Source organism: Lientehia hominis (assembly GCF_021044755.1).
GTDB lineage: Bacteria > Bacillota > Clostridia > Lachnospirales > Lachnospiraceae > Lientehia > Lientehia hominis.
Window position 1 is genome coordinate 268,659 of the sequence record NZ_JAJNOR010000005.1, and the last position, 20,130, is coordinate 288,788.

The following is a 20,130-nucleotide window of genomic DNA, read 5'->3' on the forward strand; positions in this document are numbered from 1 at the left end:
CATCGTCCCCGTTCTCTCAGGCCTCTTCTTCCTTCCGCTCCCGTATGCTTCTGCTGGCGACAACATCCACTCCCAGGCCGCACACATCTGAAATGATTATATCATCAACCGATACCGGAGCGCAAACCATAATCTTGTGAATTTGCTCCATGACCGCAAATATTTTCTCCTTCGGCACCGGAGAAGAAGTGACCACCGGAAGCCGCTTCGTATTTCCTCCCTCCACAGCCACTGTGCTGGTAACCATACGCACAGGTGCCGTAATCTCGCTTATCGCATAATCCATGCCGCGGCGGCATGTGTTCCCTGTAATTTTCTTTATTTTTCCGTCTTCATAAAGCTCCACCTGAATATGACAGCTGGCCGGGCAGACAATACAGTCAAGCATCACCTTCATCTCTCCCTGCCTCCTCCCTCAAAATGAATCTAAGTACAGGTATTCCGTCTTCCCTGCGGAACAATCCCATATGGGACAATTCTTCCCACTTCACCTGCACAGTTTCCATGACCGATGGTTCCATGTATTTTTTTCGGACGGATTTGATCAGGGCTTCTCCTGCTCTCACTTCGAGGGCTGCCTGTCTGAAGCTTCTTCTGACCCGAAATTTGAACTCTATGCCTCCGTCGCGCTCTGCGTCCCCCGGGCGGATACGCTGAGGCAGCACATAAGACAGTCCTTCTCCTGCTTCTGCCGATATTTCCATGGTTTTCCCCGCCTCTCCCGCCTGCGGCCCGGACAGATAAGCCGCGGCGGCCTTCCCTGCCTGTTCCCCTTCCCGGCTTACTTGATCCACCAGATCGTGGACATGAAGCACATTGCCGCAGGCAAAAATGCCCGCAATCTCGGATTCGTACGCGGAATTTACAGACGGTCCCTTCGTCCTTCCGTCAAGTGGGATGCCCGCCTCCTCTGAAAGTGCATTTTCCGGAATCAGCCCTACAGACAGCAGCAGCGTATCTACGGCAAATTCCTGTTCTGTGCCGGGAATGGGCCTTCTGTTCTCATCTACCCTGGAGATCACCACAGCCTCCACCCGTTCTTTCCCTATTATTCTGGTGACAGTATGGCTTAGATAAAGGGGAATTCCAAAATCCTCCAAACACTGTCTCCGGTTCCTCGGCAGACCGTTGGAATAAGGCATTACCTCTGCCACTCCCAAGACCTCCGCCCCCTCCAGCGTCATCCTCCTCGCCATGATCATGCCAATATCCCCGCTTCCGAGAATCCATACTCTGCGGCCCACCAGACAGCCCTCCAGGTTTAAATATCTCTGTGCGGCCCCGGCCGTCCAAACTCCGGCCGGCCGGTATCCTGGAATAGAAAGTGCCCCTCTGGGCCGCTCCCTGCATCCCATCGCCAGAATGACCGCTCCGGCCTGCACTGTCATATATCCCTCCTGCGAATTCACATAAGTTACGCTTCTGTCCTTTCCTATATGAAGGACTGTAGTCTCTGTCTTGGTTTCTATCTGTTCTTTCTTAACCATCCGAATATACCGCTCTGCGTATGCGGGTCCCGTCAGTTCTTCTCCGAACGTATGCAGGCCGAACCCGTTATGGATGCACTGGAGAAGAACTCCCCCCAGCTCTTTTCCCTGCTCCAGGATGAGGATACTGGATACTCCCTCTCTTCTGGCTGACAGAGCTGCCGCCATGCCTGCGCTGCCCCCGCCGGCTATTACAAGCTCATAATGCTTCATCAGTCCTCCTCCCTTCCGTCAGACTTTTTTCCATCGCCTCAAAAAGTCTCACTCCTTCCCGGTCATATACCACTTCCTCTTCTCTGATTCCCAGTTCCCGCGCCAGTATCCGCACAATTTCCGGCTCACAAAAGCCGCCCTGACACCGTCCCATTCCAGGCCTCACCCGCTTCTTGACCCCTTTTATACTCCTGGCTCCCACCGGCTTTCGTATTGAATCTATGATCTCTCCTTCTGAAATCCGTTCACAGCGGCAGACTATTTTGCCGTATGTGGGATTGGCTGCGATCATACGGTTTTTTTCTTCCCTGGATAATCGTTCCATAATAACAGGCGGTTTTCTGCGTTGGTATTCCACCTTTTTTCTCCATGTAAAACCTTCTCCGAACATCCTTTCTTTAAGGATATCCTTTCTTACATAGGAAGCAATGGCCGGAGCCGACGACAGTCCCGGCGATTCGATTCCCGCCACATTAATGAAGCCGGGCACCTCCGGAGACTCTTCTATGATAAAGTCCCCGGTATTCCCTTTGGCCCTCAGTCCCGCAAAGCTCCTTATGATTTTCAGCCAAGGCACCGTCTCCAAAACTTTTCCAATCTGCTCTTTCACGTATTCCAGGCCTTCCGCCGTATTATCGATTCCCTCCTTGTCGCTTGTATCCCGGGAATCCGGCCCCAGCAGAACGTTTCCATGGACGGTGGGAACTGCCAGAACGCCTTTTCCAGTCTTACCCGGCACAGGATAGAGAACTCTGGACACTGCCGGCTTCTCCTGCCGGTCCAGAACAAAATACTCTCCTCTTCTGGGACCGATCTTCATCCTTATTTCGCTGTCGCCCTTCAGGGTGCGTTCCGGACAGACCAGACCATAGATATCATCACAGAATACTCCGGCGGCATTGAGAATCACCTTTGCTTCGACGACTGCTTTTTCTATGTTCCCATTCTCCTTCCCGCCTCTATGAATTTCCATATGTACCCGGAACCGGCTTCCGTTCTCTTCCATTCTTTCTATACCGGTCACCTGATGATTTAAAAGCAGCTCTGTCCCGTTTAAGACCGCCTCTTCCATCAGCGCTTCCGCTGTCTCCCAAGGGCAGACGACCGCTGTGTCCGGAAGCGCCAGAACTTTAGTCACATGGCTGCTCAGCAATGGTTCCATTTTTCTCGCTTCTGCTCCGTCCAATATACTGGCAGATATCCCCCGTTCTTTCGCTTTTCGGTAGAGCTCAAAAAGCGTCTTCTCTTCCTCTTCTCCTGCGGCCGCAGTAAAAGAGCCGACCTTTTCATAGGGCACATGCAGGTTATTACAGATATCCTCATACTGTCTGGCACCTTCCAGGTTCAGCCTGGCTTTCAGAGTTCCGTCTTCCGGATCGTTCCCCGCGTGGATGATCGCACTGTTGGCCATGGTGGCGCCGCAGGCAACATCATTTTCCCTGTCCACCGCCGCTGAAGACAGCTCATAATGGGATAATTCATGTGCCAGAAAGCATCCCACGATACCCGTTCCTATGATCAAAACATCATACATTATTTTTCCTCCCATGAACAAACCGGACATCCGCCAAAAAGACTTTTCAATAAAATAAAAAAAGCAATACAAAAAAAGCATTTTTGTATCGCTCTCATCTCCTGATAAATATTAACTTAATCCCAGTATAGAAGAAACCGTCTGAAATGTCAAGCAGCGGGGAGACACTCCTCCTCAAATCTCCGTAAAAGTGCACCGCTCTCTAATCCCGGACGCGTCAATATGAAAAATCACAGTCCCGTCCTCCAGAATCTCCTTTTCATAGGATACTTCTTTTCCTTTAAATTTCTTTTTAACATAATCCTCGGGGTCATCCAGCTCCACCTCATCAAACAGGACATCCCGCATCTGATTGTTGGAACACTGGTTGAATATCTCCCACACCACTTCATAAAATTTCATGATTCACTCCTGTCCCAATCTGCTCTTCGGCACTCTGGAATGTCCAGTTACCGTCCCAGGTTTCTCTTTCCCATAAATACCAAAGCAAACATACCCGCTCCCACATGCGCGCCGATGATCGGCCCGATATCCGTAATGATCGCATCCTTTATGAGGCCGCGTTCCTTCAGCACCGTCTCCAACTGTGCCGCCATCACGGGAGCCCCGGCATGACCGATGATCACGGTCTGTTCCTCTACGTGATCCCCGTCCGTTTCAATTTTCCTGCAGAAGGTGTCCATGATTTTTCTGGTTCCTCTCAGCTTTATGACCGGAACCAACTGGCCATCATCATCCACGCTGAGCATAGGCTTTACATTCAGCGCAGTCCCTAGGATAGCCTGTGCGGCAGATATCCTTCCGCCCTGGCGCAAATGCTCCAAATCATCCACCACAAACCAGTGGCATGAGCGAAGCCGGTTGTCATACACCCATTTTTCCAGCTCCTCAAATCCCATCCCAGACTTTTGAAGAAGCGCAGCCCTGTACACCAAAAGCCCTTCTCCAATCGATGCACAGAGAGAATCGATGCATGAAATTTTTCTTTCCGGAAACTTCTCCAGCAGATCTTCTGCGGCAAGCCTGGAACCTTGATAAGTTCCGCTCAGACCGGATGAAAAACAAATATATATAATATCCTTTCCCGCTTCCAGAATCGGCAGAAATACCTGCTCGTATGTGTAATAATTTATCTGTGTAGTGCTGACCTTTTCACCAGCCTTGACCCGGGTATAAAACTCCTCGAATCCCATCTCCCTGGCATCGGCGTAATGCTGATAGACCGTGTCTCCCATAATGAATTCCATGGGCACGACCTCCACACCCATCCTGCTGTACACTTCACTGGGCAGGTCTGCAGTGCTGTCAGTCACAATCACATAATCCGCCATTCTTTTTTTCCTCCTATAGTAAAAACGCCATCCAGGCAATAATTATAGTAATTGTATCATTAATTCATCTGCTTGTATACTATTCTTTCTTTTTTTCCAGTTGGTAAATTTTATATCTTCGTGGGATTCATTTTCCATGAAGATTCAGATTCCTATGGATATACCCAAGGGCACCCCTTAATACAGGCCCTTCGGGCAGGCGCACTTCGTGCGGCAAGGTATGATACAAAATACTTTTTGGAATCATTTATAGTTAGCTCCGATCAAGTTCCGGTTCAGCACCGGCAGAAGTTCCGGACCGTCACGATTTCGGTTCGCTGGCGATGCAGGGGCCGCTTTATCCCCCGCTCCGGCAGTACCGCTCACATGTCGGCAGGAAATCTTTATGATTTCCCGTCTCCTGTTCGCTCAGAAACGGAATCAGTATTTCCGTTTCTGCCTCCCTCCGCCTGAGGAACACCGGCCTCTGCCCTGCGGCGCTCACCTTTAGGCCGGCCCGAAATCGTTCTGCCGGTTTCCTGTCTGCCGCACCGTTACAGACATGCTCCATTTTCCTGATTCCAGAAAAGAATCGGATATCCACAGGGCCCGCACGCTTTACGGCAGCGGTCCTCCATGGCCGCCCCAATGGCTTTCACAACAAACATAAGCTTATTTCGGTGCGGGAAGAGGAACAGGAGGCCGCAAAGATTCTGGTTACGGCTGCCAGCGACCCGCCTGGATGGAAGCGGACTTACTCCTGTCTCCTCTGGTTTACAAAGATAAATTTGTATATAAGGTATTTATTGGTACAAAAAACAGGACATACTTCCGTATGTCCTGCTGTTTTTTCCTGCTATTCTTCTATCTTATCTACGCTTGAAAGCACCGACTCACATACTGGAGATTCCATATTTTCACGATATAGCACATAGGACCCCGCGCCTCTTTTCTTCGCCTCACAAAGAGCACAGTTCGCCCTGGACATCAGCGCCTGATAGCTGCTTCCGTCCTCCGGATATCGGGCAGCACCCATGCTTCCGGATATGGAAATCTCATATTCGGAAAATTCCTTCCCGCGGTAAAACCAGCAGATTTCCTCTGCTTTCTGCTGCAGGAGCCGGTCCGGCATGCTTCCCTTTATGATTATGGCGAACTCATCGCCTCCTATCCGGGCAACAAAATCAGTGGAGCGCAGATGCGCTGGAATCTCTTTGGCAATCTTTTTCAAGAGCACGTCGCCTGCCAGATGTCCCATGGTACTGTTGACCTTTTTAAAATCGTCCACATCCACAAACAGCATGATAAAGGCTTCCTCGCCCTCCTCGATCATCTCCTGCACTATGCCCTCCAGGGCCTGCCTGTTATACAGCCCCGTCAGGTAATCATGCAGCGCCTGCCTCTTCCAGCGAAGTGCCTCTTCCTTCAGTACATTGATACTGTTCAGCTTTCCGATATAACCACTGGGCTTTTCATCTTCTCCATCATCCCAAATCGCCCTCAGATAGAGCTCATACCATTCCCTAGTCCCGTCTCCATTCAAAAGATTGACCTCCGTGGAATAAACTGGAGATTCCGGCGTTATCTTTTGTATGTCCCTCTTAATCTCTTCCAGGTCCTTTGCTTCAATCCGTTCATCATGAGCAAAGTAGTCGGCCGCATGCAATACGTGCGGTCCCTCCCGGAACACCTCGGTGAATTTTCCGGTGAATTCTATGGTATCCGCGTTTTTATCGAACGTAAACAAGATTTCATCAGCCATCTCCGACAGCCAGTGGTATTTCTGCCTTTCTCTTTCCAGAAGGGCAAGCGTCGCCTCAGAAACATTTCTTTCCTGCGTTTTTTTATTGGCGCCGGCCTGCCAGTCGCTCTGCGCTTCCGTAGGGAACTTTTCTTCCCCTCCATTCAGATAAAGAGTATCGTGCAGATATTCCGCCACTTCAGAAAAACATTGGAGAAGCCTGGGGTTAAATGCTCCGCACTCCCCTCCCATAACCATTTTCACAGCCGTCTTATGGGGATAGGCTTTTTTATAGCAACGTTCACTGACCAAGGCGTCGTAGACGTCAGCCATAGAGACCACCTGTGCCCATATGCTGATATCTTCTCCCCTCAGCCTGTCGGGATAGCCCCTCCCGTCCCATCTCTCATGATGGTGACGGCAGATCTCATAACAATATTCAAATATTTCTTCATCATGGAAAAACGGTATGCTCTGCAGAATCTCGCAGCCATACAAGGTGTGCTTCTTCATGATCTCAAATTCATCGGCTGTCAGCCGGCCGGGCTTGTTCAATATGTAATCTGGAATTGAAATCTTTCCGATGTCATGCATGGCGGAAGCGTTGGATATCACTTCAATCTTTTCAGGAGTCAGCTCATACTCCGGATAGCTCCTGCCAAACCATTCCAGCATGATCTTTGTCGCACGGCGGATCCTCCGTACATGCTGTCCGGATTCACCGCTCCGAAACTCGATGACAGAACTGAGCATATCGATGATCGTCACATTGGTGAAACGGAGGCGCTCCGCCTGTTTCTTAATGGTCTTGACCTGTTCATCCACCAGACTCGCCAGATGGTTCCGGCTCCGGTACAGCTCAATGGCATTATTCACACGTTTCCGCACGATAACCGGATCCACGATCGGCTTGTTGATGACGTCGACCACGCCGCTCTCGTATCCCTGTACAGCCACTTCAGAGGATGTGTCCGAAGTAATGAGAAACACCGGAATGCTCTTTATAAGCCCTTTTTCCGACAATTGCTCCAAAACCCCGAACCCATCCAGTTCAGGCATCACAATATCCAGAAGAAGCGCTTCCGGCAGAGTCTTGGAGTTTTCAATGATCTCGATGGCTGCTCTGCCGTTCTCCGCTTCTTCTATGGAATATTCATTATAAAAAATTTCTTTCAGTATCGCTCTGTTCAGTTCTGAATCGTCTACGATCAGAATCATTCCGCTGGACTTGGATTTCATCAATTTCTCCCTCAGACTCCTGGCCCCGTAGTCTCAAATATCCTCTGTCCTACCAAAGATCTTTGATCACGTCCATGATTTTCCCATACTGCTCCTGAATCATCGTCCAGTTCTCGGCATATTCTTCTGTCTTCTTATTCCTGACCGCGTATACCAGTTTCGCACATGCCCCGCTCAGCGGGTCAAAGCCCATGTTGGCCGCGACTCCCTTCAGCGTATGAGCCATACGTTCGATTCCCTCTTCGTCGTTTTCTTCAACGGCTTTTCCCAATTCTGAATAGCTGGAATCATCTCCGAATTTCTTTACAAAACGTTCCCACAATTTCTGATTGCCGGAAAACCTGCAAAGCGTCCTGTCCACGTCCGGTACGATTTTCTGCATTGCTTCTAAGAAATCCATTCTCTTTCCCTCTCTTACGCTGTTACGGTGCTTTTCCTTTTCAGGTTTATTCTAACATTGTATATACATTAATATTTTTTGTCAACGTCTTCTCTTTACTTCTGTACCCAGACCTCTACATTCCTGTCCACACCCATTTCATTGGCTATGGTGCAGTTTGCGACCAGCACGTCGATCCGCTTCCCTTTGATTCCGCCTCCGCAGTCCTCGGCCACATATTCATAGTCCAGTCCGCCGATTCTTACGTGGCTGTAATATGGAATTACAGAAGGGTCCACAGCAATGGTGTGATGGAGCTGCATGGGCGCCTGGGTGCTGGTCTGCCATGCCCACTGATCATTGCAGCATTCCAGCGGACAATAATAAGTTATGACCCAGTCATCCCCCAGGCTGATCCATTCTCCCCCGGCCTCCTCATCGGGCTCCTGGCCGGCCTCATCTCCTTCTCCCTGCGCTGCTTCCGTACTCTCCGGTGCTTCTGCCGGAATGACAGGCTCCGTCTTGGCAGGGCCCGCGTCTGTCTGGACCTCCGCCGCTTCCACCGTCTCGGAGGCTTCCCAGTCTGGTTCTCCGACCCTGGAAATACCGTCCTCCTTCGCCGGCTCATAATTTCTTACCCACTGGCTGTTAAAGCCAGCCATATGATTTCCTACCTGCGCCGGTCCGTAGCTTTTTACGGGCGACGCCATGAGGCAAAGACCTAATCCTATGACAAAACCTGCTTTCATGAAATTCTTCCTTTCCTTTCAATCTTAATGGGTTTGTCATAGTATTTCCTCTTTTTTCCTATTTATTCCGCACCTATATCACTTTTCGGTACAGACGTATGAAAAACCGGCTGCCCGCGCCCGGCGTGCTCTCCACCTCCACCTGGCCGTTCTGGATATTCAATATATATTTGGCCATGGCCAGGCCGATTCCCACGCTGTCTCTTCCGGCGTTCTTCCCTTTATAAAACCGTTCAAAAATATGAGGCAAGTCTTCAGGTGCGATCCCCTCCCCGCTGTCCTCAACCACCAGCTGCAGATATACTCCCCTCTCTTCACTGTATATGGTGATCTTTCCATCCTCAGGCGTGTGTTCCATACAGTTTTTCAAAATATTGGAAATGGCCTCCGAAGTCCAGGGCACGTCGCAGCTGATATGCTGAGACTCCGGTATCTCCACCACAAGCGTCTGGTTTTTCAGTTCCATCGGAATCAACAGGTGCTCCGCCGCTTTTCTCACCAGTTCCGATACCTGAACAGGCTCCTGCTTGAACTGTATAGCCCCTGCATCCAGCTTTGACATCTTTAAAAGAGAGCTCAGCAGCCATTCCATCCGTTTGAGCTGAGAACGGATAGAATCTATGAATTCTTCCCTTTTTTCTGCCGGCAGACTCTCATCCCTCAGAATATCCGTCATGACCATCATGGATGTCATCGGAGTTTTCAGCTGATGGGAAATGTCCGAAAGAGAACCGGCCAGATAGGCCTTGTCCTCCGATAACAGCTCCGCCTGCGTTTCCAGTCTCGTCACTATTTTGTATATATCATTTCGAAGGAGGCTGAGTTCTCCTTCTACATTATCTGGTATGTCCAGCTTTTTATCGCCGTTCAGCACCTTCTTCAAGTATAGAGAAAGGCTGGATATCTTACGATACCTGATATGGTTTACCAGCAAGTAAATAATAACTGCTGCCAGAAAGAAAAGAAAAAAATACTGAAATCCCCCTCCCGACTCCGCAAATATAGCGCTTCCCGACAGTATTCCCACCGTCAGCAGCACCCAAAATCCATATTTCACTTCCTGATTTCGAAACATATCATTCCCCCAAACGGTATCCCAGCCCGCGCACAGTCTTTATCAAATCTGTCTCTCCGTCTTCTCCGCCCAGTTTTTCTCTGAGCCGTTTGATATAAACCGTCAGCGTATTGTCACTGACATAGTCGCCGCCAATATCCCACAGGCTCTCCAAAAGCTGGTTTCTTGTCAGAACTTGTCCCTCTGCCATGGCCAGCGCCAGCAAAAGCCGGTATTCCATCGTGGTCAGAAACAGCTCTTCACCGCTTTTGTACACCTTCGCCTGGAGAGGATAGATGGAAATATCTCCGATGAGGAAGATTTTTTCAGAATTATCCGCTTTCTGATATCTCCTGAGCACAGACTTCATTCTGGATAGAAGCTCCCGGATGCGGAAAGGTTTGGTAATATAGTCGTCCGCCCCCATATCCAGACCCATGACCACGTTTCCTTCATCATCGCATGCTGTCAGAAAGATCACCGCTGTCTCTTCCCGCTTTTTTGCTTTTCTGCATATATCGTAGCCGTTTCCGTCAGGCAGTGAAACATCCAGCAGACACAGATCGAAGCATTCCTCGTCTAAAGCTTTCAATGCCTCTGAAGCGAGATGGCAGGTACGCACTTCATAATTTTCCTGTTTCAGCGAATATTCGAGCCCCATGGCAATGCTGTGGTCGTCTTCTACAAACAACACTTTCATTTGCTTTCCCTTCCTCTCATATTTCCTCAATTATAATATAATCATAAGAAAAATGATATACACATTTTCACCGCCTGTGCTATACTGGAATGATATAAATACAATGCCGGAAAGGACAGCGTACAAATGGTTGCCGTAATTTTATCTCCAATCTATATCCTTCTTATTCTATATATACTCCGCTGGAATCTATGGTGGCTTTCAGCCTGCAGCTCCATTTTCCGCAAAAAAGCCTTTCGGATTATTTATTCCTTTGTCTTTCTTTTTATCTCTTTGTCTCTTATCATCGCATTTTTCATTCGGGAGCCGTCCCTAAAATGGTTCTTTAAACATCTCAGCAACTACTGGCTCGGTACTCTGCTCTATATCATACTAACCGTGGTGATCGGTGACATCATCCGTTTCATCCTTCTGCATATAAAACGTGTCAACAAGGTCAAGCTTCACTCAAGGAAAACATTCATCATCAGCGGGGCCATTGTCACCTTCTGCATCGTTGCCGTCAGCACATACGGAATCATCCACGCCAGAGACCTGAAAACAAAAAAATATGAAATAACCATAGACAAGACCTGTGAGACCGGCGATATGAAGGTGGTGCTTATTGCTGACCTGCATATGGGCTACAGCATCGGACACAGCTACATCGAAAAAATGGCCCGGAAGATCAATGATATGGAACCGGATCTGATCTGTATCGCCGGGGATATTTTCGACAACGAATATGACGCCCTGGACGATCCAGCCGCCATCACAGCCGCGTTAAAAAGTATGAAGAGCACTTATGGCACCTATGCCTGTTGGGGGAATCACGATATATCAGAAAAGATACTGGCTGGATTCACCTTCGGCTCTAAAAAGTCTTTGACCGATGACGACAGGATGGGCAGCCTTCTGCAGGATGCCGGCATCACCCTGTTAAATGATGAGACCGTGTGCATCGATGATTCCTTCTACCTGATCGGGCGTAAAGACATTGCAAGAGTGCGTAAAATTGAACATATCAGAAAAAGCCCCGAAGAACTGACGTCAGGGCTTGATAAAAGCAAACCTGTCATTGTACTGGAACACCAGCCCAAACAGCTCTCCGAGCTGTCAGAAGCCGGTGTGGACGCCCATCTCTGCGGCCATACTCACAACGGCCAGCTGTTTCCCGGTAACCTGACCATCGGACTCCTGTGGGAAAATCCTTACGGATTGGAGAAAAAGGGCAGCATGTATTCCATCGTCACCTCCGGTGTCGGCGTCTGGGGGCCGGACATGCGTGTCGGAACCGACAGTGAGATCGTAGAAATCCAGGTCTCATTCCGAAAGGACTGAGCTTTTGTCTCCAGCCGGTATACCAGGCCTTGTCCGCTTTTGAAAAAGGTCATTCCGTCTATGGCCAGAAACGGTTTAAAACGCTCCTCGCCATCGTATGCTGCTCCTACTCTCGTATAAAATACCTCTCGAGCGGTTATCCTGCTCTTGAGGTGATAATACATGGTTTACCAGAATCTATCGGAGCTGCTGTCCCGCAGCAGCAGTACCCGCAAATATTTCACATCCCTGCCGGTCATGATGCAGATGCTGCTGCACAAGGAGCATAACGATATCAACACGGCGGCAAAGCTGCGCTGGACAGTTGATATATTAAAAAGCCAAGAAGTTTTACGGTAGGCACACGGCGGAAAAATTCCTTGCGGAACGAAAAAACGGAAATCCCATGTATGATCGTTGTATTTCCGGCTCATGGGCGAGCAGCAGTTTTAATCAATCCACTTGAGCTTTTTCAGCTCCTGGTCTTTCATCCTTTCCTCACCTGACCTATCTATTCGTCGCCGGAATAGAAGCCCTGCTCCCTAAATAGCTTTTAAGGCATTCCGCTGCCTCCTCCGCCTTTGAAAAAAGAATCGCCTTACCGGTAATGTACTCTACCGCATCATTCCATTCCCGTAAGCTGTATTGTTGCACATGGCAATGGTCAATCGCATTCTTGATAGAATGAAACCTTGTGCTTCCTCTTAAATCAGAGATATATGCACAATCTGTCTGAATGCGCAAATATTCTAATAGTTCCATGCTTCCTCCTATATCTTTAGTTTTTTCTTCAATCCACGGCTTTTCCAAAAAATCACCTTATACCTGCCGTCCTTAGGCGTCTGTGGCGAATTTTCCGCCAAATGATCTGTTCCCCGCATCCCGTTGCCATACTGCAATGCTACAATAATTCTTTCAATGACAATTTCTCCTTTCTCCGCAAAAAAGACCGACATTTCGCACTGTCCAAGCACGATATATCAGACTTTTCCGTTCCGGTATGGTATACTATCAAAATACGGATATTTATACTGATATGGGAAGGAAAAAAAGCTGAAATCTATGTAAAAACAATGAATGATATTTCCTACATTTTCCTGTTTTAATAGCTGTATTATTTTCCATGAACCCATCTCAGGAAGGTGTCCTGTGCAATAGAAAGCTGCCTGGCCGCCTCCCGTGAGGTGATTTTTTTATCTTCCCATTCAATTTTAAGCTTCCAAAACTGTTCCGGCACCGTTTTTCTTGGCCGCCCAAATTGTACACCGCGCAGCCTTGCGGCCGCGATCCCTTCCATCTGTCTCTGGTGGATATTTTCACGTTCCGTCTGCGCCACATAAGACAAAATCTGTAAGACCAGATCAGCAACGAAAGTACCGGTCAAATCGCTGCCTGATTTTCTGGTGTCTAAAAGCGGCATATCGAGCACCACCACATCCGCCTTCTTTTCTTTGGTGATAATCCGCCACTGCTGCAGGATTTCTTCATAATTGCGTCCCAGCCGATCAATAGATTTTACTACCAGAATGTCGCCTGGCCGGAGTTTTCTAATCATTTTCCGATATTGTGGGCGGTTAAAATCCTTCCCGCTGAGTTTATCCATATAGATGTTTTTTTCTGAAACTGGAAAATCCAGTAAGGCAAGAAGCTGCCGATCCTCGTTTTGTTCTTTGGTGGATACGCGGACGTATCCGTAAATTTTGCATTCCATATAAAAACCTCCTTTATTGTTTTGTAAGTAGTATTTGCTCTTAGCACAATTTTAAAGGAGATTTTATCTTCCATATTACTACAACGCAACCAGCCCGTGCAAAAGGAACTGGAAGCTTCAGTTGGCAATTTCATCAACGCAAAGCCAAAGTGCATTCGTCCTCCGGAAAAAAAGATTTGTTCAAGCCGGACATTTTCAGCGTTTCGCCCCCTTTTCATACCACACTATTTTCAGGTTGTAGAGACAAATCATGCCATCAAAAAAGGCGCCTGGTCTCTTTAATCAGCGCCTATATTATAAATTCGTTCTGACACCATATTAATATTTCTATTCTGGAAAGAATTCTTTACGAGAAAAAAAGACAGACCGCTGAAAAAACAGCTGCCTGCCTTCGTATCATATGCTTCCCTTTGACCCGGAGCCCCTGCCTATTCTTACACCGCTGACAATTTCCAGCCGATGCTCTCTTTGCGCCCTGTGACGAAATCCGCGTAAATACCGGGCTGTTCGATCAACTCCTCATGCCGTCCTTTCTGTACAATACACCCACCGTCAATTACCAAAATTTGATCGGCATTGCGCACGGTTTTCAACCTGTGCGCAATCATGATTATCGTTTTGTTCCGGGTAAGCTCCTCGATGGCTTTTTGCAGCCGGTCTTCATTTTCCGGGTCGACGTTGGCGGTTGCTTCGTCCAGAATGATGATCGGTGCATCCTTTAGCATGGCCCGGGCGATGGAGATGCGCTGTCGTTCACCGCCGGAGAGAGACGCCCCGCCTTCCCCGATCAGGGTATTATATCCGTCTGGCAGCGCCTCGATAAAGTCGTCGCAGCAGGCTTTTCTTGCCGCCTCTATCACCTGCTCGCGGGTAGCATCCGGGCAGCCGAACTTGATATTATTTTCGATAGTATCCGCAAAAAGATAGACATTCTGGAACACCACACTGATTTGATCCATCAGAGACTCCAGCGTATAGTCCCGCACATCTCGCCCCCCAACCTTCACGCTGCCGCTGTCCACATCCCAGAATCGGGCAATCAAGCTGCAAAGGGTAGTCTTTCCGGAACCTGAGGGACCAATAACAGCGGTGGTGGTCTTATTGGGAATCGTCAGGTTGATTTCGTGGAGTATCTCCCTCTTCTCATAGGAAAAGCTGACGTTCTCAAAATTAATGTCATGGCTGACAGGCTTCAGGCTTTCCCCACGCTCATCCATCTGGGGCATGGAGTCCAGTTCCTCTACCTTCTCAATACAGCTGGTCACCACGCGCAGGATAGAGAGACTGCTGCCCGCCGATTCGATCTGTGCAAACACCAGAAAGGACATAATCACTACCATCAACGCATTGGCGGCATGGATGGTCTCTGCCAGAAAAAATCCGGCTGAGGCAAGCATCATGCAGACACCCGCGATCTGCAGTGCCGCGCCTTGGACCATGACGTAAGGAGTAAAAAGCTTTTCCAGATCGCTGTTGCTTTTGCGGTTGAATTCCAAAGCGTCCTGTACTGTTTTATCCCCTCTTCCCGTAAGGTTAAAAGACTTGACCACACTCATGCCCTGCACATATTCCAGCACTGCTTCCACCAAAACAGTCTCCGATTTCTGACGCAAGGGTGCAAGAGCAATCGATTTTTTCTGCATTTTTGAAGTAATGAGCAGATAGAGCAGAACACCTGTTAGAACAATGAGGCCGATGCGCCAGTCAAAAGAGAACACCATGACTAAGAACACTGCCGTTGTGATAAAGCCGCTCAATACCATGACCAGCACCCGAGGCGCTATGGTCTCAATATTGTCCAAGGTCGTAGTGGACACGCCGGTAATCTCACCCAGGCTGTTGTCATTAAAATAGCCCATAGGAACGCTTTTCAGTCGGTCCGCGATACCGATGCGGCTGTTTGCTGCCATAAAGTACCCTGCATGGGTCTGTTGCAGCTGAGAGACAGATTTGGTCGCCGCCCCGCCAATGATACTGAGGAGCATCAGCACGATTGCCAGCAAAGCAGGCGCCAGACTGTCCGTGCCGTCCACCAGGGCAAGCACTACAAAGTAGATCGCTCCTACCTGAAACATGTGAAAGACCGCATTTAAGAAGCAGAAAGCTATCGATTTATTGATGTTTCCGCGCTCCTTACCGGAAAAGTCCCAGATTCTTTTCAAAGCCTCAATCATGCCACTTCCCCCTCCTTTACACCCGTATGGGCCTGCCACATGTTCTTGTACAACGGGCAAGATTCCAACAGCTTTTCGTGTGTGCCAATATCAGTGATTCCGCCGTCCATTACTACCACGATCTGATCCGCCTGGGTGATTGTGGAGAGACGGTGGGCAATAACAATCAGAGTTTTTCCCTTGACCAGCTGTGCCACTGCCTTCTGAACGACTGCCTCGTTTTCCGGATCTATGTAGGCTGTCGCCTCGTCCAGGATGACAATGGGTGCATCTTTCAGCATAGCGCGGGCAATGGCGATACGCTGCCTTTCTCCGCCTGACAGATGGGCTCCTCCCCCTCCCACATTGGTATCATAGCCCTTTTCCAGACTACGGATGAAGGCATCGCAGCCGGCTGTCTTTGCCGCAGCCTCCACCTCTGCGTCCGAGGCAGAGAGCCTGCCCATACGGATATTTTCCCGCACGGTGTCGTCGAAGAGGTAATTATCCTGGGAGACAAAGGCCACCTGTTCATAGAGCTGGGTCAAAGGTATTTCCTTCTCATCCACGCCTCCAAGAACAATCTTCCCCGCTGTCACATCCCAAAAGCCGGCAATCAGCTTGGCTATAGTGGATTTTCCGCTGCCAGATGGACCCACAAGCGCCGTCATGCTCCCAGCCGGAATCGTCAGACTGACGTCATGCAAAATCTCTCGATCTCTGTGGTAACCAAATGACACGTTTTCCAAATTGATACAGGGTTCGCCGAACACAACTGGCGTTTCACTGTGGTGCTGCTCCTCCGCCTTCAAAATCTCATCCACGGAGCCGACAGTGGTACCCACTTTTGCCAGGTTATCCACAAAGCTCATCGCGGCGATCAGCGGCCCTGCAATTGAGAGAGAAAGAATAACGCAGGTAAGGAAGGTATCGATCTGAATGCTTCCTGCCCGGTAAAATAACCACCCGGCCGGGAGTACAGTAATCAATGTGGCCGGCACAATGGCGTAGGCCATAGACATCTTGAACTGGCACTTTTTCATCCAGTTGTAATAATAGGCGGCGTTGGCCTCCACCCGGTCAGAGAACTTCGCATAAGAATTTTTTCCCTGGTTATATGCCTTGATGACTTCAATTCCTCCGATGTACTCTACGATAGTCTCGTTCATTGCCTGCGTGGTTTTCACTGCGCCCTGATAGTCTTTACCATAGCCGCCCATAACCGCCATCATGAACGCCATGCCCACTGGCAAGGTGATCAGGGCGATCAATGCCATGCGCCAGTCCAGGACAAAGAGGTAAGCCACGACGCAGAGAGGCGCCAGGATATTTGAGGTCATCTCTGGCAGCAGGTGAGCCAGGGTCGTCTCCATACTATCGATCTGATCCACCACAATCTGTTTGATTTTTCCGCTGGAGGTCTCCATCACCGTCCCCAGCGGCAGCCTTGGCAGCTTAGCCAGCACCATTTGCCGGATATCCTTCAAAATTTTAAAGGTTGCCTTATGGGATATGGACAGGGCAAGATTATAGAATATCGTCCTCAAAAGGTATCCTGCCAGACCAATCCCACACCACAGCAGGTAATAGGAAAGCTCCCTCTCCTCCCTGACGATGCCAATGATAATCTGTGCAGCAGCATAAAAAGGCACGATTCCTGACATCGTGCCGGCCAGCGCGGAAACCATTGCGCGGATCAACCCGCCACGTTCTTTTTTCCCCAGCTCCCATATGCGGAGCAGCGGACTCTGTTTTTGCATAAATTTGTCTCCTTTCAAGTTAGTTGTTCCTAACTATATAATTTATTTTTAGGCTGCAGTCAAAAACCGCAGCCTTCCCATCAGCTCTCTATTGGCAGAATCGCGCAAAAACCCGCCCGGTGATACTGGCTCAAAAGTTCAATATACCTCCCGGCATCCTCCCGGCTCATGTCATGCCGGATCACTTCAAACATCCCATTCATAAAGGCAGTAACCACCATATGGACAATCTCTAATGTAAGCGGCTCATCCTTTGCCCGCTCTGCGCCGATGACCTGAAGATAGCGATAGGTATAATCCACCTCAATATCTACCAGTTCATCCACGAAGCTCTGAAACTGTGTGCCATAGGAGGCGTCCAGTAGCAGCCGGAATACATCCTTATTCTCATACATATAGTCGAGAAGCCGGTCCATTCCGTGCAAAGTATATCGAGCCATCTGTTCTCTCTGGGTCTCGGCGTCAAAGTGATGGAAGCTCTCCTGTATTTCAAGGAACATCTCCTTCAGCTTATCGGCAGCTGGCTGTACGATAGCCTGGAATAGTCCGGCTTTATCACCGAAACGGGTGTAGATGGAACCGGTGCTGGTATCCGCTCCGGCGGCAATGGTACGCAAGGATGCGTCCACATACCCCTTTTCCCCGAATTCCTCCTTGGCGCATTCAATAACCTTCTCATATACGCCCTCGATCTGTTTTGCCACGCTCTCATCCTCAATTCATAACGCCGTTCTGTAACATCGTTATGAATTATACGCCTTTTTTTCTCTTTTGTCAAGAATAAATAAGGTGCCCGCCTGCTTACGCAGCACTCTTGCAATTATTCCCAAATCCTTATTGTGTCTTCCCTTAACGTCATACACAATTCTGACAAAACATTCTAATAGTTCTTCCTTTATTCGTTAATCGAAATCTAACTGATATTCCATATAAACATATTCATCATGTGGCCGCAATGGATAGTATTGATGTTTCCAGTTCATGTCTGGGCAGCCGGAACGGCCAAGATAGTTTGAAGCCGGATCAATCAAATTGTTAGGATTTATCAAATAAAAAATAGCAGAAACCCTCGTAAAATAAGGATTCTCCGCTATTAAAAAGTCCTGAGCCACTGGGGATTCGAACCCCAGACAACTTGATTAAAAGTCAAGTGCTCTACCACCTGAGCTAGTGGCCCATATGAAAAAACCAGATGTACAGCATCAGACTGCATCTGCACTGGGCTAGCTGGATTCGAACCAGCGAGTGCAGGAGTCAAAGTCCTGTGCCTTACCGCTTGGCGATAGCCCATCATTTTGCTGTTAATGATGTGCACGGCACTTGGCCATACATAAGAGGGTGGATACAGGGACTCGAACCCTGGGTCTTCAGAGCCACAATCTGACGCGTTAACCAACTACGCTATACCCACCATATAAAGTTTTTCATCTGTCCGGCGCTGCGGCAATGGATGAACGTGCCTGTAGGGATTCGAACCCTAGACCCACGGCTTAGAAGGCCGTTGCTCTATCCAACTGAGCTACAGACACAGGAAAAGCGGGTGATGGGAATCGAACCCACGTATCTAGCTTGGAAGGCTAGTGTTCTACCATTGAACTACACCCGCGCATGGCGTCTGATTCAAACCGATTCAACTCGACGCAAGAAACATTATATCGTAGGGACCGTTTCTTGTCAACCATTATTTTCAGAAACTGAGCAAATCATAAATAATTGATCGTATAATGCGCCACGCCTTCCCGGTCCAGTTCCATGATGATATAAGAAGGCCTCCGTCCCTCCTGCCGTGGATAGGAAAGACTTCCCGGATTTATCAAAGTCACGGCACCCCCCTGATCTATGACTGGCCTGTGAGTATGCCCAAACATCGCAATCTGCATCCCTCTTTCCCCGGCCTCTTCCCGAAGCCGCTCCAGTGTAAAGGATACATTATAAAAATGTCCGTGAGTCAGCAGTACATGATAGCCGCCAATCTCTATTTCTTTTTCCCTGGGAAGGCTGGAAAAAAAGTCATTGTTTCCCGCAATGATCTCCAAAGGACATCCGGCAATCTCCCGGATATAATCCTCGCTGCCCTCTGCATCCCCCAGATGGATCAGCATGTCCATCTTTCCAACCTTCGCCAGGACTTTGCACAGGTTTCCATTCTGCCTGTGGGTGTCGCTTACCACCAATATCCTCATTGAGAATCCCCCAGGTATTCCATCAGCTTCGCTTTCATCGCCCTCAGGGCCTTTCCCCTGTGGCTGATCTCATTTTTCTCTTCCGCAGTCAGCTGCGCCGTCGACTTCTTTCTTTCCTGCAGGTAAAAGATCGGATCATATCCAAAGCCGCCGTTTCCGACTATTTCATATCCAATCTGCCCCTCAATGACCCCTCTCGTCGTCAGTACGATTCCGTCCGGCAGAGCCGCAGCGATGGCACAGACGAATCTGGCACTCCGCTCCTCTCCCTTCGCGTCTTTCAGTTTATCAATGATCGCCTGATTCTTGACGTCATAGGAAGTATCTTCTCCCATATACCGGGCGGAATAAATACCGGGAGCGCCGCCCAGAAAGTCCACTTCAAGGCCGGAATCATCGGCCAGAACGATCCCCCCCGCTATTTTCTGAATGACAGTCGCCTTGATGGAGGCATTTTCCTCAAAAGATTTTCCATCTTCCACAATATCCGCCTGTATCCCGGCTTCCTTCATGGAAAGGATCTCCATTCCCAAATCCGCCAGAATCATCCGGACCTCTTTCATCTTCCCTTCATTCGAAGTGGCAAAAATTATCCTGTGTGCGTCCATAGTTCCTCCA

General features: G+C 49.0%; 20 protein-coding genes and 5 tRNA genes. 2 read left to right on the forward strand and 23 right to left on the reverse strand.

Annotated features, from left to right (window positions below):
* Positions 1 to 16 precede the first annotated feature (16 nt).
* The 11 genes from LQE92_RS10180 to LQE92_RS10230 all read right to left on the reverse strand — a co-directional run bounded on the left by LQE92_RS10180 (position 17) and on the right by LQE92_RS10230 (position 10,406).
* Positions 17 to 397, reverse strand: a complete 381-nt coding sequence (locus tag LQE92_RS10180) for a DUF1667 domain-containing protein (protein ID WP_231062858.1) — start codon at positions 395 to 397, stop codon at positions 17 to 19.
* Positions 381 to 1,700, reverse strand: coding sequence for an NAD(P)/FAD-dependent oxidoreductase (locus tag LQE92_RS10185; protein WP_231062859.1), 1,320 nt, complete (start codon positions 1,698 to 1,700; stop codon positions 381 to 383). Before LQE92_RS10185 ends, LQE92_RS10180 begins: the two co-directional genes overlap by 17 nt.
* Positions 1,687 to 3,234, reverse strand: a complete 1,548-nt coding sequence (locus tag LQE92_RS10190) for an NAD(P)/FAD-dependent oxidoreductase (RefSeq protein ID WP_231062860.1) — start codon at positions 3,232 to 3,234, stop codon at positions 1,687 to 1,689. Before LQE92_RS10190 ends, LQE92_RS10185 begins: the two co-directional genes overlap by 14 nt.
* A 174-nt stretch (positions 3,235 to 3,408) precedes the next feature.
* A complete protein-coding gene (locus LQE92_RS10195; RefSeq protein ID WP_147596811.1) occupies positions 3,409 to 3,636 on the reverse strand; it encodes a hypothetical protein in 228 nt (75 codons plus the stop codon).
* Between the two features lie 47 nt (positions 3,637 to 3,683).
* Complete coding sequence (locus LQE92_RS10200) at positions 3,684 to 4,565, reverse strand: DegV family protein (protein WP_231062861.1); 882 nt, start codon at positions 4,563 to 4,565, stop codon at positions 3,684 to 3,686.
* A gap of 337 nt (positions 4,566 to 4,902) precedes the next feature.
* Entirely contained in the window at positions 4,903 to 5,115 is a 213-nt protein-coding gene (locus LQE92_RS10205; RefSeq protein ID WP_231062862.1) for a hypothetical protein, read from the reverse strand.
* A gap of 285 nt (positions 5,116 to 5,400) precedes the next feature.
* A complete protein-coding gene (locus LQE92_RS10210; RefSeq protein ID WP_231062863.1) occupies positions 5,401 to 7,524 on the reverse strand; it encodes a bifunctional diguanylate cyclase/phosphohydrolase in 2,124 nt (707 codons plus the stop codon).
* Positions 7,525 to 7,573: 49 nt separating this feature from the next.
* Positions 7,574 to 7,924 (reverse strand): Hpt domain-containing protein, encoded by a 351-nt coding sequence (locus LQE92_RS10215; protein ID WP_231062864.1) that lies wholly within the window; start codon positions 7,922 to 7,924, stop codon positions 7,574 to 7,576.
* Positions 7,925 to 8,019: 95 nt separating this feature from the next.
* Positions 8,020 to 8,652: a 3D domain-containing protein gene (locus LQE92_RS10220; RefSeq protein WP_231062865.1), complete on the reverse strand. Its 633-nt coding sequence runs from the start codon at positions 8,650 to 8,652 to the stop codon at positions 8,020 to 8,022.
* Between the two features lie 73 nt (positions 8,653 to 8,725).
* The gene (locus tag LQE92_RS10225) at positions 8,726 to 9,727 is read right to left on the reverse strand and encodes a sensor histidine kinase (protein ID WP_231062866.1); all 1,002 of its coding nucleotides are present in this window, start codon (positions 9,725 to 9,727) and stop codon (positions 8,726 to 8,728) included.
* Between the two features lies 1 nt (position 9,728).
* Complete coding sequence (locus LQE92_RS10230) at positions 9,729 to 10,406, reverse strand: response regulator transcription factor (protein ID WP_231062867.1); 678 nt, start codon at positions 10,404 to 10,406, stop codon at positions 9,729 to 9,731.
* A gap of 126 nt (positions 10,407 to 10,532) precedes the next feature.
* Here LQE92_RS10230 and LQE92_RS10235 point away from each other — a divergent pair, with 126 nt between their 5' ends.
* Positions 10,533 to 11,726: a metallophosphoesterase gene (locus LQE92_RS10235; RefSeq protein WP_231062868.1), complete on the forward strand. Its 1,194-nt coding sequence runs from the start codon at positions 10,533 to 10,535 to the stop codon at positions 11,724 to 11,726.
* A 162-nt stretch (positions 11,727 to 11,888) separates the two neighbouring features.
* Positions 11,889 to 12,065 (forward strand): hypothetical protein, encoded by a 177-nt coding sequence (locus LQE92_RS10240; RefSeq protein ID WP_231062869.1) that lies wholly within the window; start codon positions 11,889 to 11,891, stop codon positions 12,063 to 12,065.
* Positions 12,066 to 12,212: 147 nt separating this feature from the next.
* Here LQE92_RS10240 and LQE92_RS10245 read toward each other — a convergent pair whose 3' ends face one another.
* From LQE92_RS10245 to LQE92_RS10300, 12 genes are all read right to left on the reverse strand, one after another.
* On the reverse strand, positions 12,213 to 12,467 hold the full coding sequence (locus LQE92_RS10245; protein ID WP_231062870.1) for a hypothetical protein: 255 nt from the start codon (positions 12,465 to 12,467) through the stop codon (positions 12,213 to 12,215).
* A gap of 352 nt (positions 12,468 to 12,819) precedes the next feature.
* Positions 12,820 to 13,416, reverse strand: a complete 597-nt coding sequence (locus tag LQE92_RS10250) for a recombinase family protein (protein WP_231062871.1) — start codon at positions 13,414 to 13,416, stop codon at positions 12,820 to 12,822.
* A 434-nt stretch (positions 13,417 to 13,850) separates the two neighbouring features.
* Positions 13,851 to 15,590, reverse strand: a complete 1,740-nt coding sequence (locus tag LQE92_RS10255) for an ABC transporter ATP-binding protein (RefSeq protein ID WP_231062872.1) — start codon at positions 15,588 to 15,590, stop codon at positions 13,851 to 13,853.
* On the reverse strand, positions 15,587 to 17,329 hold the full coding sequence (locus tag LQE92_RS10260) for an ABC transporter ATP-binding protein (RefSeq protein WP_231062873.1): 1,743 nt from the start codon (positions 17,327 to 17,329) through the stop codon (positions 15,587 to 15,589). Before LQE92_RS10260 ends, LQE92_RS10255 begins: the two co-directional genes overlap by 4 nt.
* 80 nt (positions 17,330 to 17,409) lie before the next feature.
* Positions 17,410 to 18,033, reverse strand: a complete 624-nt coding sequence (locus LQE92_RS10265) for a TetR/AcrR family transcriptional regulator (protein ID WP_231062874.1) — start codon at positions 18,031 to 18,033, stop codon at positions 17,410 to 17,412.
* 400 nt (positions 18,034 to 18,433) lie between these two features.
* A tRNA-Lys gene (locus LQE92_RS10270) sits at positions 18,434 to 18,506 on the reverse strand.
* Between the two features lie 41 nt (positions 18,507 to 18,547).
* A tRNA-Gln gene (locus LQE92_RS10275) sits at positions 18,548 to 18,619 on the reverse strand.
* 47 nt (positions 18,620 to 18,666) lie between these two features.
* Positions 18,667 to 18,740 (reverse strand) — tRNA-His (locus tag LQE92_RS10280).
* 44 nt (positions 18,741 to 18,784) lie between these two features.
* Positions 18,785 to 18,858 (reverse strand) — tRNA-Arg (locus tag LQE92_RS10285).
* Positions 18,859 to 18,864: 6 nt separating this feature from the next.
* Positions 18,865 to 18,935 (reverse strand) — tRNA-Gly (locus LQE92_RS10290).
* A 97-nt stretch (positions 18,936 to 19,032) separates the two neighbouring features.
* Positions 19,033 to 19,512 carry a metallophosphoesterase family protein gene (locus tag LQE92_RS10295; protein WP_231062875.1) on the reverse strand — a complete coding sequence of 160 codons (480 nt, stop codon included), beginning with the start codon at positions 19,510 to 19,512 and terminating at the stop codon, positions 19,033 to 19,035.
* Positions 19,509 to 20,120, reverse strand: coding sequence for an XTP/dITP diphosphatase (locus tag LQE92_RS10300; RefSeq protein ID WP_231062876.1), 612 nt, complete (start codon positions 20,118 to 20,120; stop codon positions 19,509 to 19,511). Before LQE92_RS10300 ends, LQE92_RS10295 begins: the two co-directional genes overlap by 4 nt.
* Positions 20,121 to 20,130 lie beyond the last annotated feature (10 nt).

Coding starts and splice junctions, on each gene's coding strand:
- LQE92_RS10240 (WP_231062869.1), top strand. CDS start 11,889: ATGGTTTACCAGAATCTATCGGAGCTGCTGTCCCGCAGCAGCAGTACC.
- LQE92_RS10220 (WP_231062865.1), bottom strand. CDS start 8,652: ATGAAAGCAGGTTTTGTCATAGGATTAGGTCTTTGCCTCATGGCGTCG.
- LQE92_RS10295 (WP_231062875.1), bottom strand. CDS start 19,512: ATGAGGATATTGGTGGTAAGCGACACCCACAGGCAGAATGGAAACCTG.
- LQE92_RS10250 (WP_231062871.1), bottom strand. CDS start 13,416: ATGGAATGCAAAATTTACGGATACGTCCGCGTATCCACCAAAGAACAA.
- LQE92_RS10215 (WP_231062864.1), bottom strand. CDS start 7,924: ATGGATTTCTTAGAAGCAATGCAGAAAATCGTACCGGACGTGGACAGG.
- LQE92_RS10230 (WP_231062867.1), bottom strand. CDS start 10,406: ATGAAAGTGTTGTTTGTAGAAGACGACCACAGCATTGCCATGGGGCTC.
- LQE92_RS10210 (WP_231062863.1), bottom strand. CDS start 7,524: ATGAAATCCAAGTCCAGCGGAATGATTCTGATCGTAGACGATTCAGAA.
- LQE92_RS10255 (WP_231062872.1), bottom strand. CDS start 15,590: ATGATTGAGGCTTTGAAAAGAATCTGGGACTTTTCCGGTAAGGAGCGC.
- LQE92_RS10300 (WP_231062876.1), bottom strand. CDS start 20,120: ATGGACGCACACAGGATAATTTTTGCCACTTCGAATGAAGGGAAGATG.
- LQE92_RS10225 (WP_231062866.1), bottom strand. CDS start 9,727: ATGTTTCGAAATCAGGAAGTGAAATATGGATTTTGGGTGCTGCTGACG.
- LQE92_RS10205 (WP_231062862.1), bottom strand. CDS start 5,115: ATGGAGCATGTCTGTAACGGTGCGGCAGACAGGAAACCGGCAGAACGA.
- LQE92_RS10200 (WP_231062861.1), bottom strand. CDS start 4,565: ATGGCGGATTATGTGATTGTGACTGACAGCACTGCAGACCTGCCCAGT.
- LQE92_RS10245 (WP_231062870.1), bottom strand. CDS start 12,467: ATGGAACTATTAGAATATTTGCGCATTCAGACAGATTGTGCATATATC.
- LQE92_RS10235 (WP_231062868.1), top strand. CDS start 10,533: ATGGTTGCCGTAATTTTATCTCCAATCTATATCCTTCTTATTCTATAT.
- LQE92_RS10180 (WP_231062858.1), bottom strand. CDS start 397: ATGAAGGTGATGCTTGACTGTATTGTCTGCCCGGCCAGCTGTCATATT.
- LQE92_RS10185 (WP_231062859.1), bottom strand. CDS start 1,700: ATGAAGCATTATGAGCTTGTAATAGCCGGCGGGGGCAGCGCAGGCATG.
- LQE92_RS10190 (WP_231062860.1), bottom strand. CDS start 3,234: ATGTATGATGTTTTGATCATAGGAACGGGTATCGTGGGATGCTTTCTG.
- LQE92_RS10260 (WP_231062873.1), bottom strand. CDS start 17,329: ATGCAAAAACAGAGTCCGCTGCTCCGCATATGGGAGCTGGGGAAAAAA.
- LQE92_RS10195 (WP_147596811.1), bottom strand. CDS start 3,636: ATGAAATTTTATGAAGTGGTGTGGGAGATATTCAACCAGTGTTCCAAC.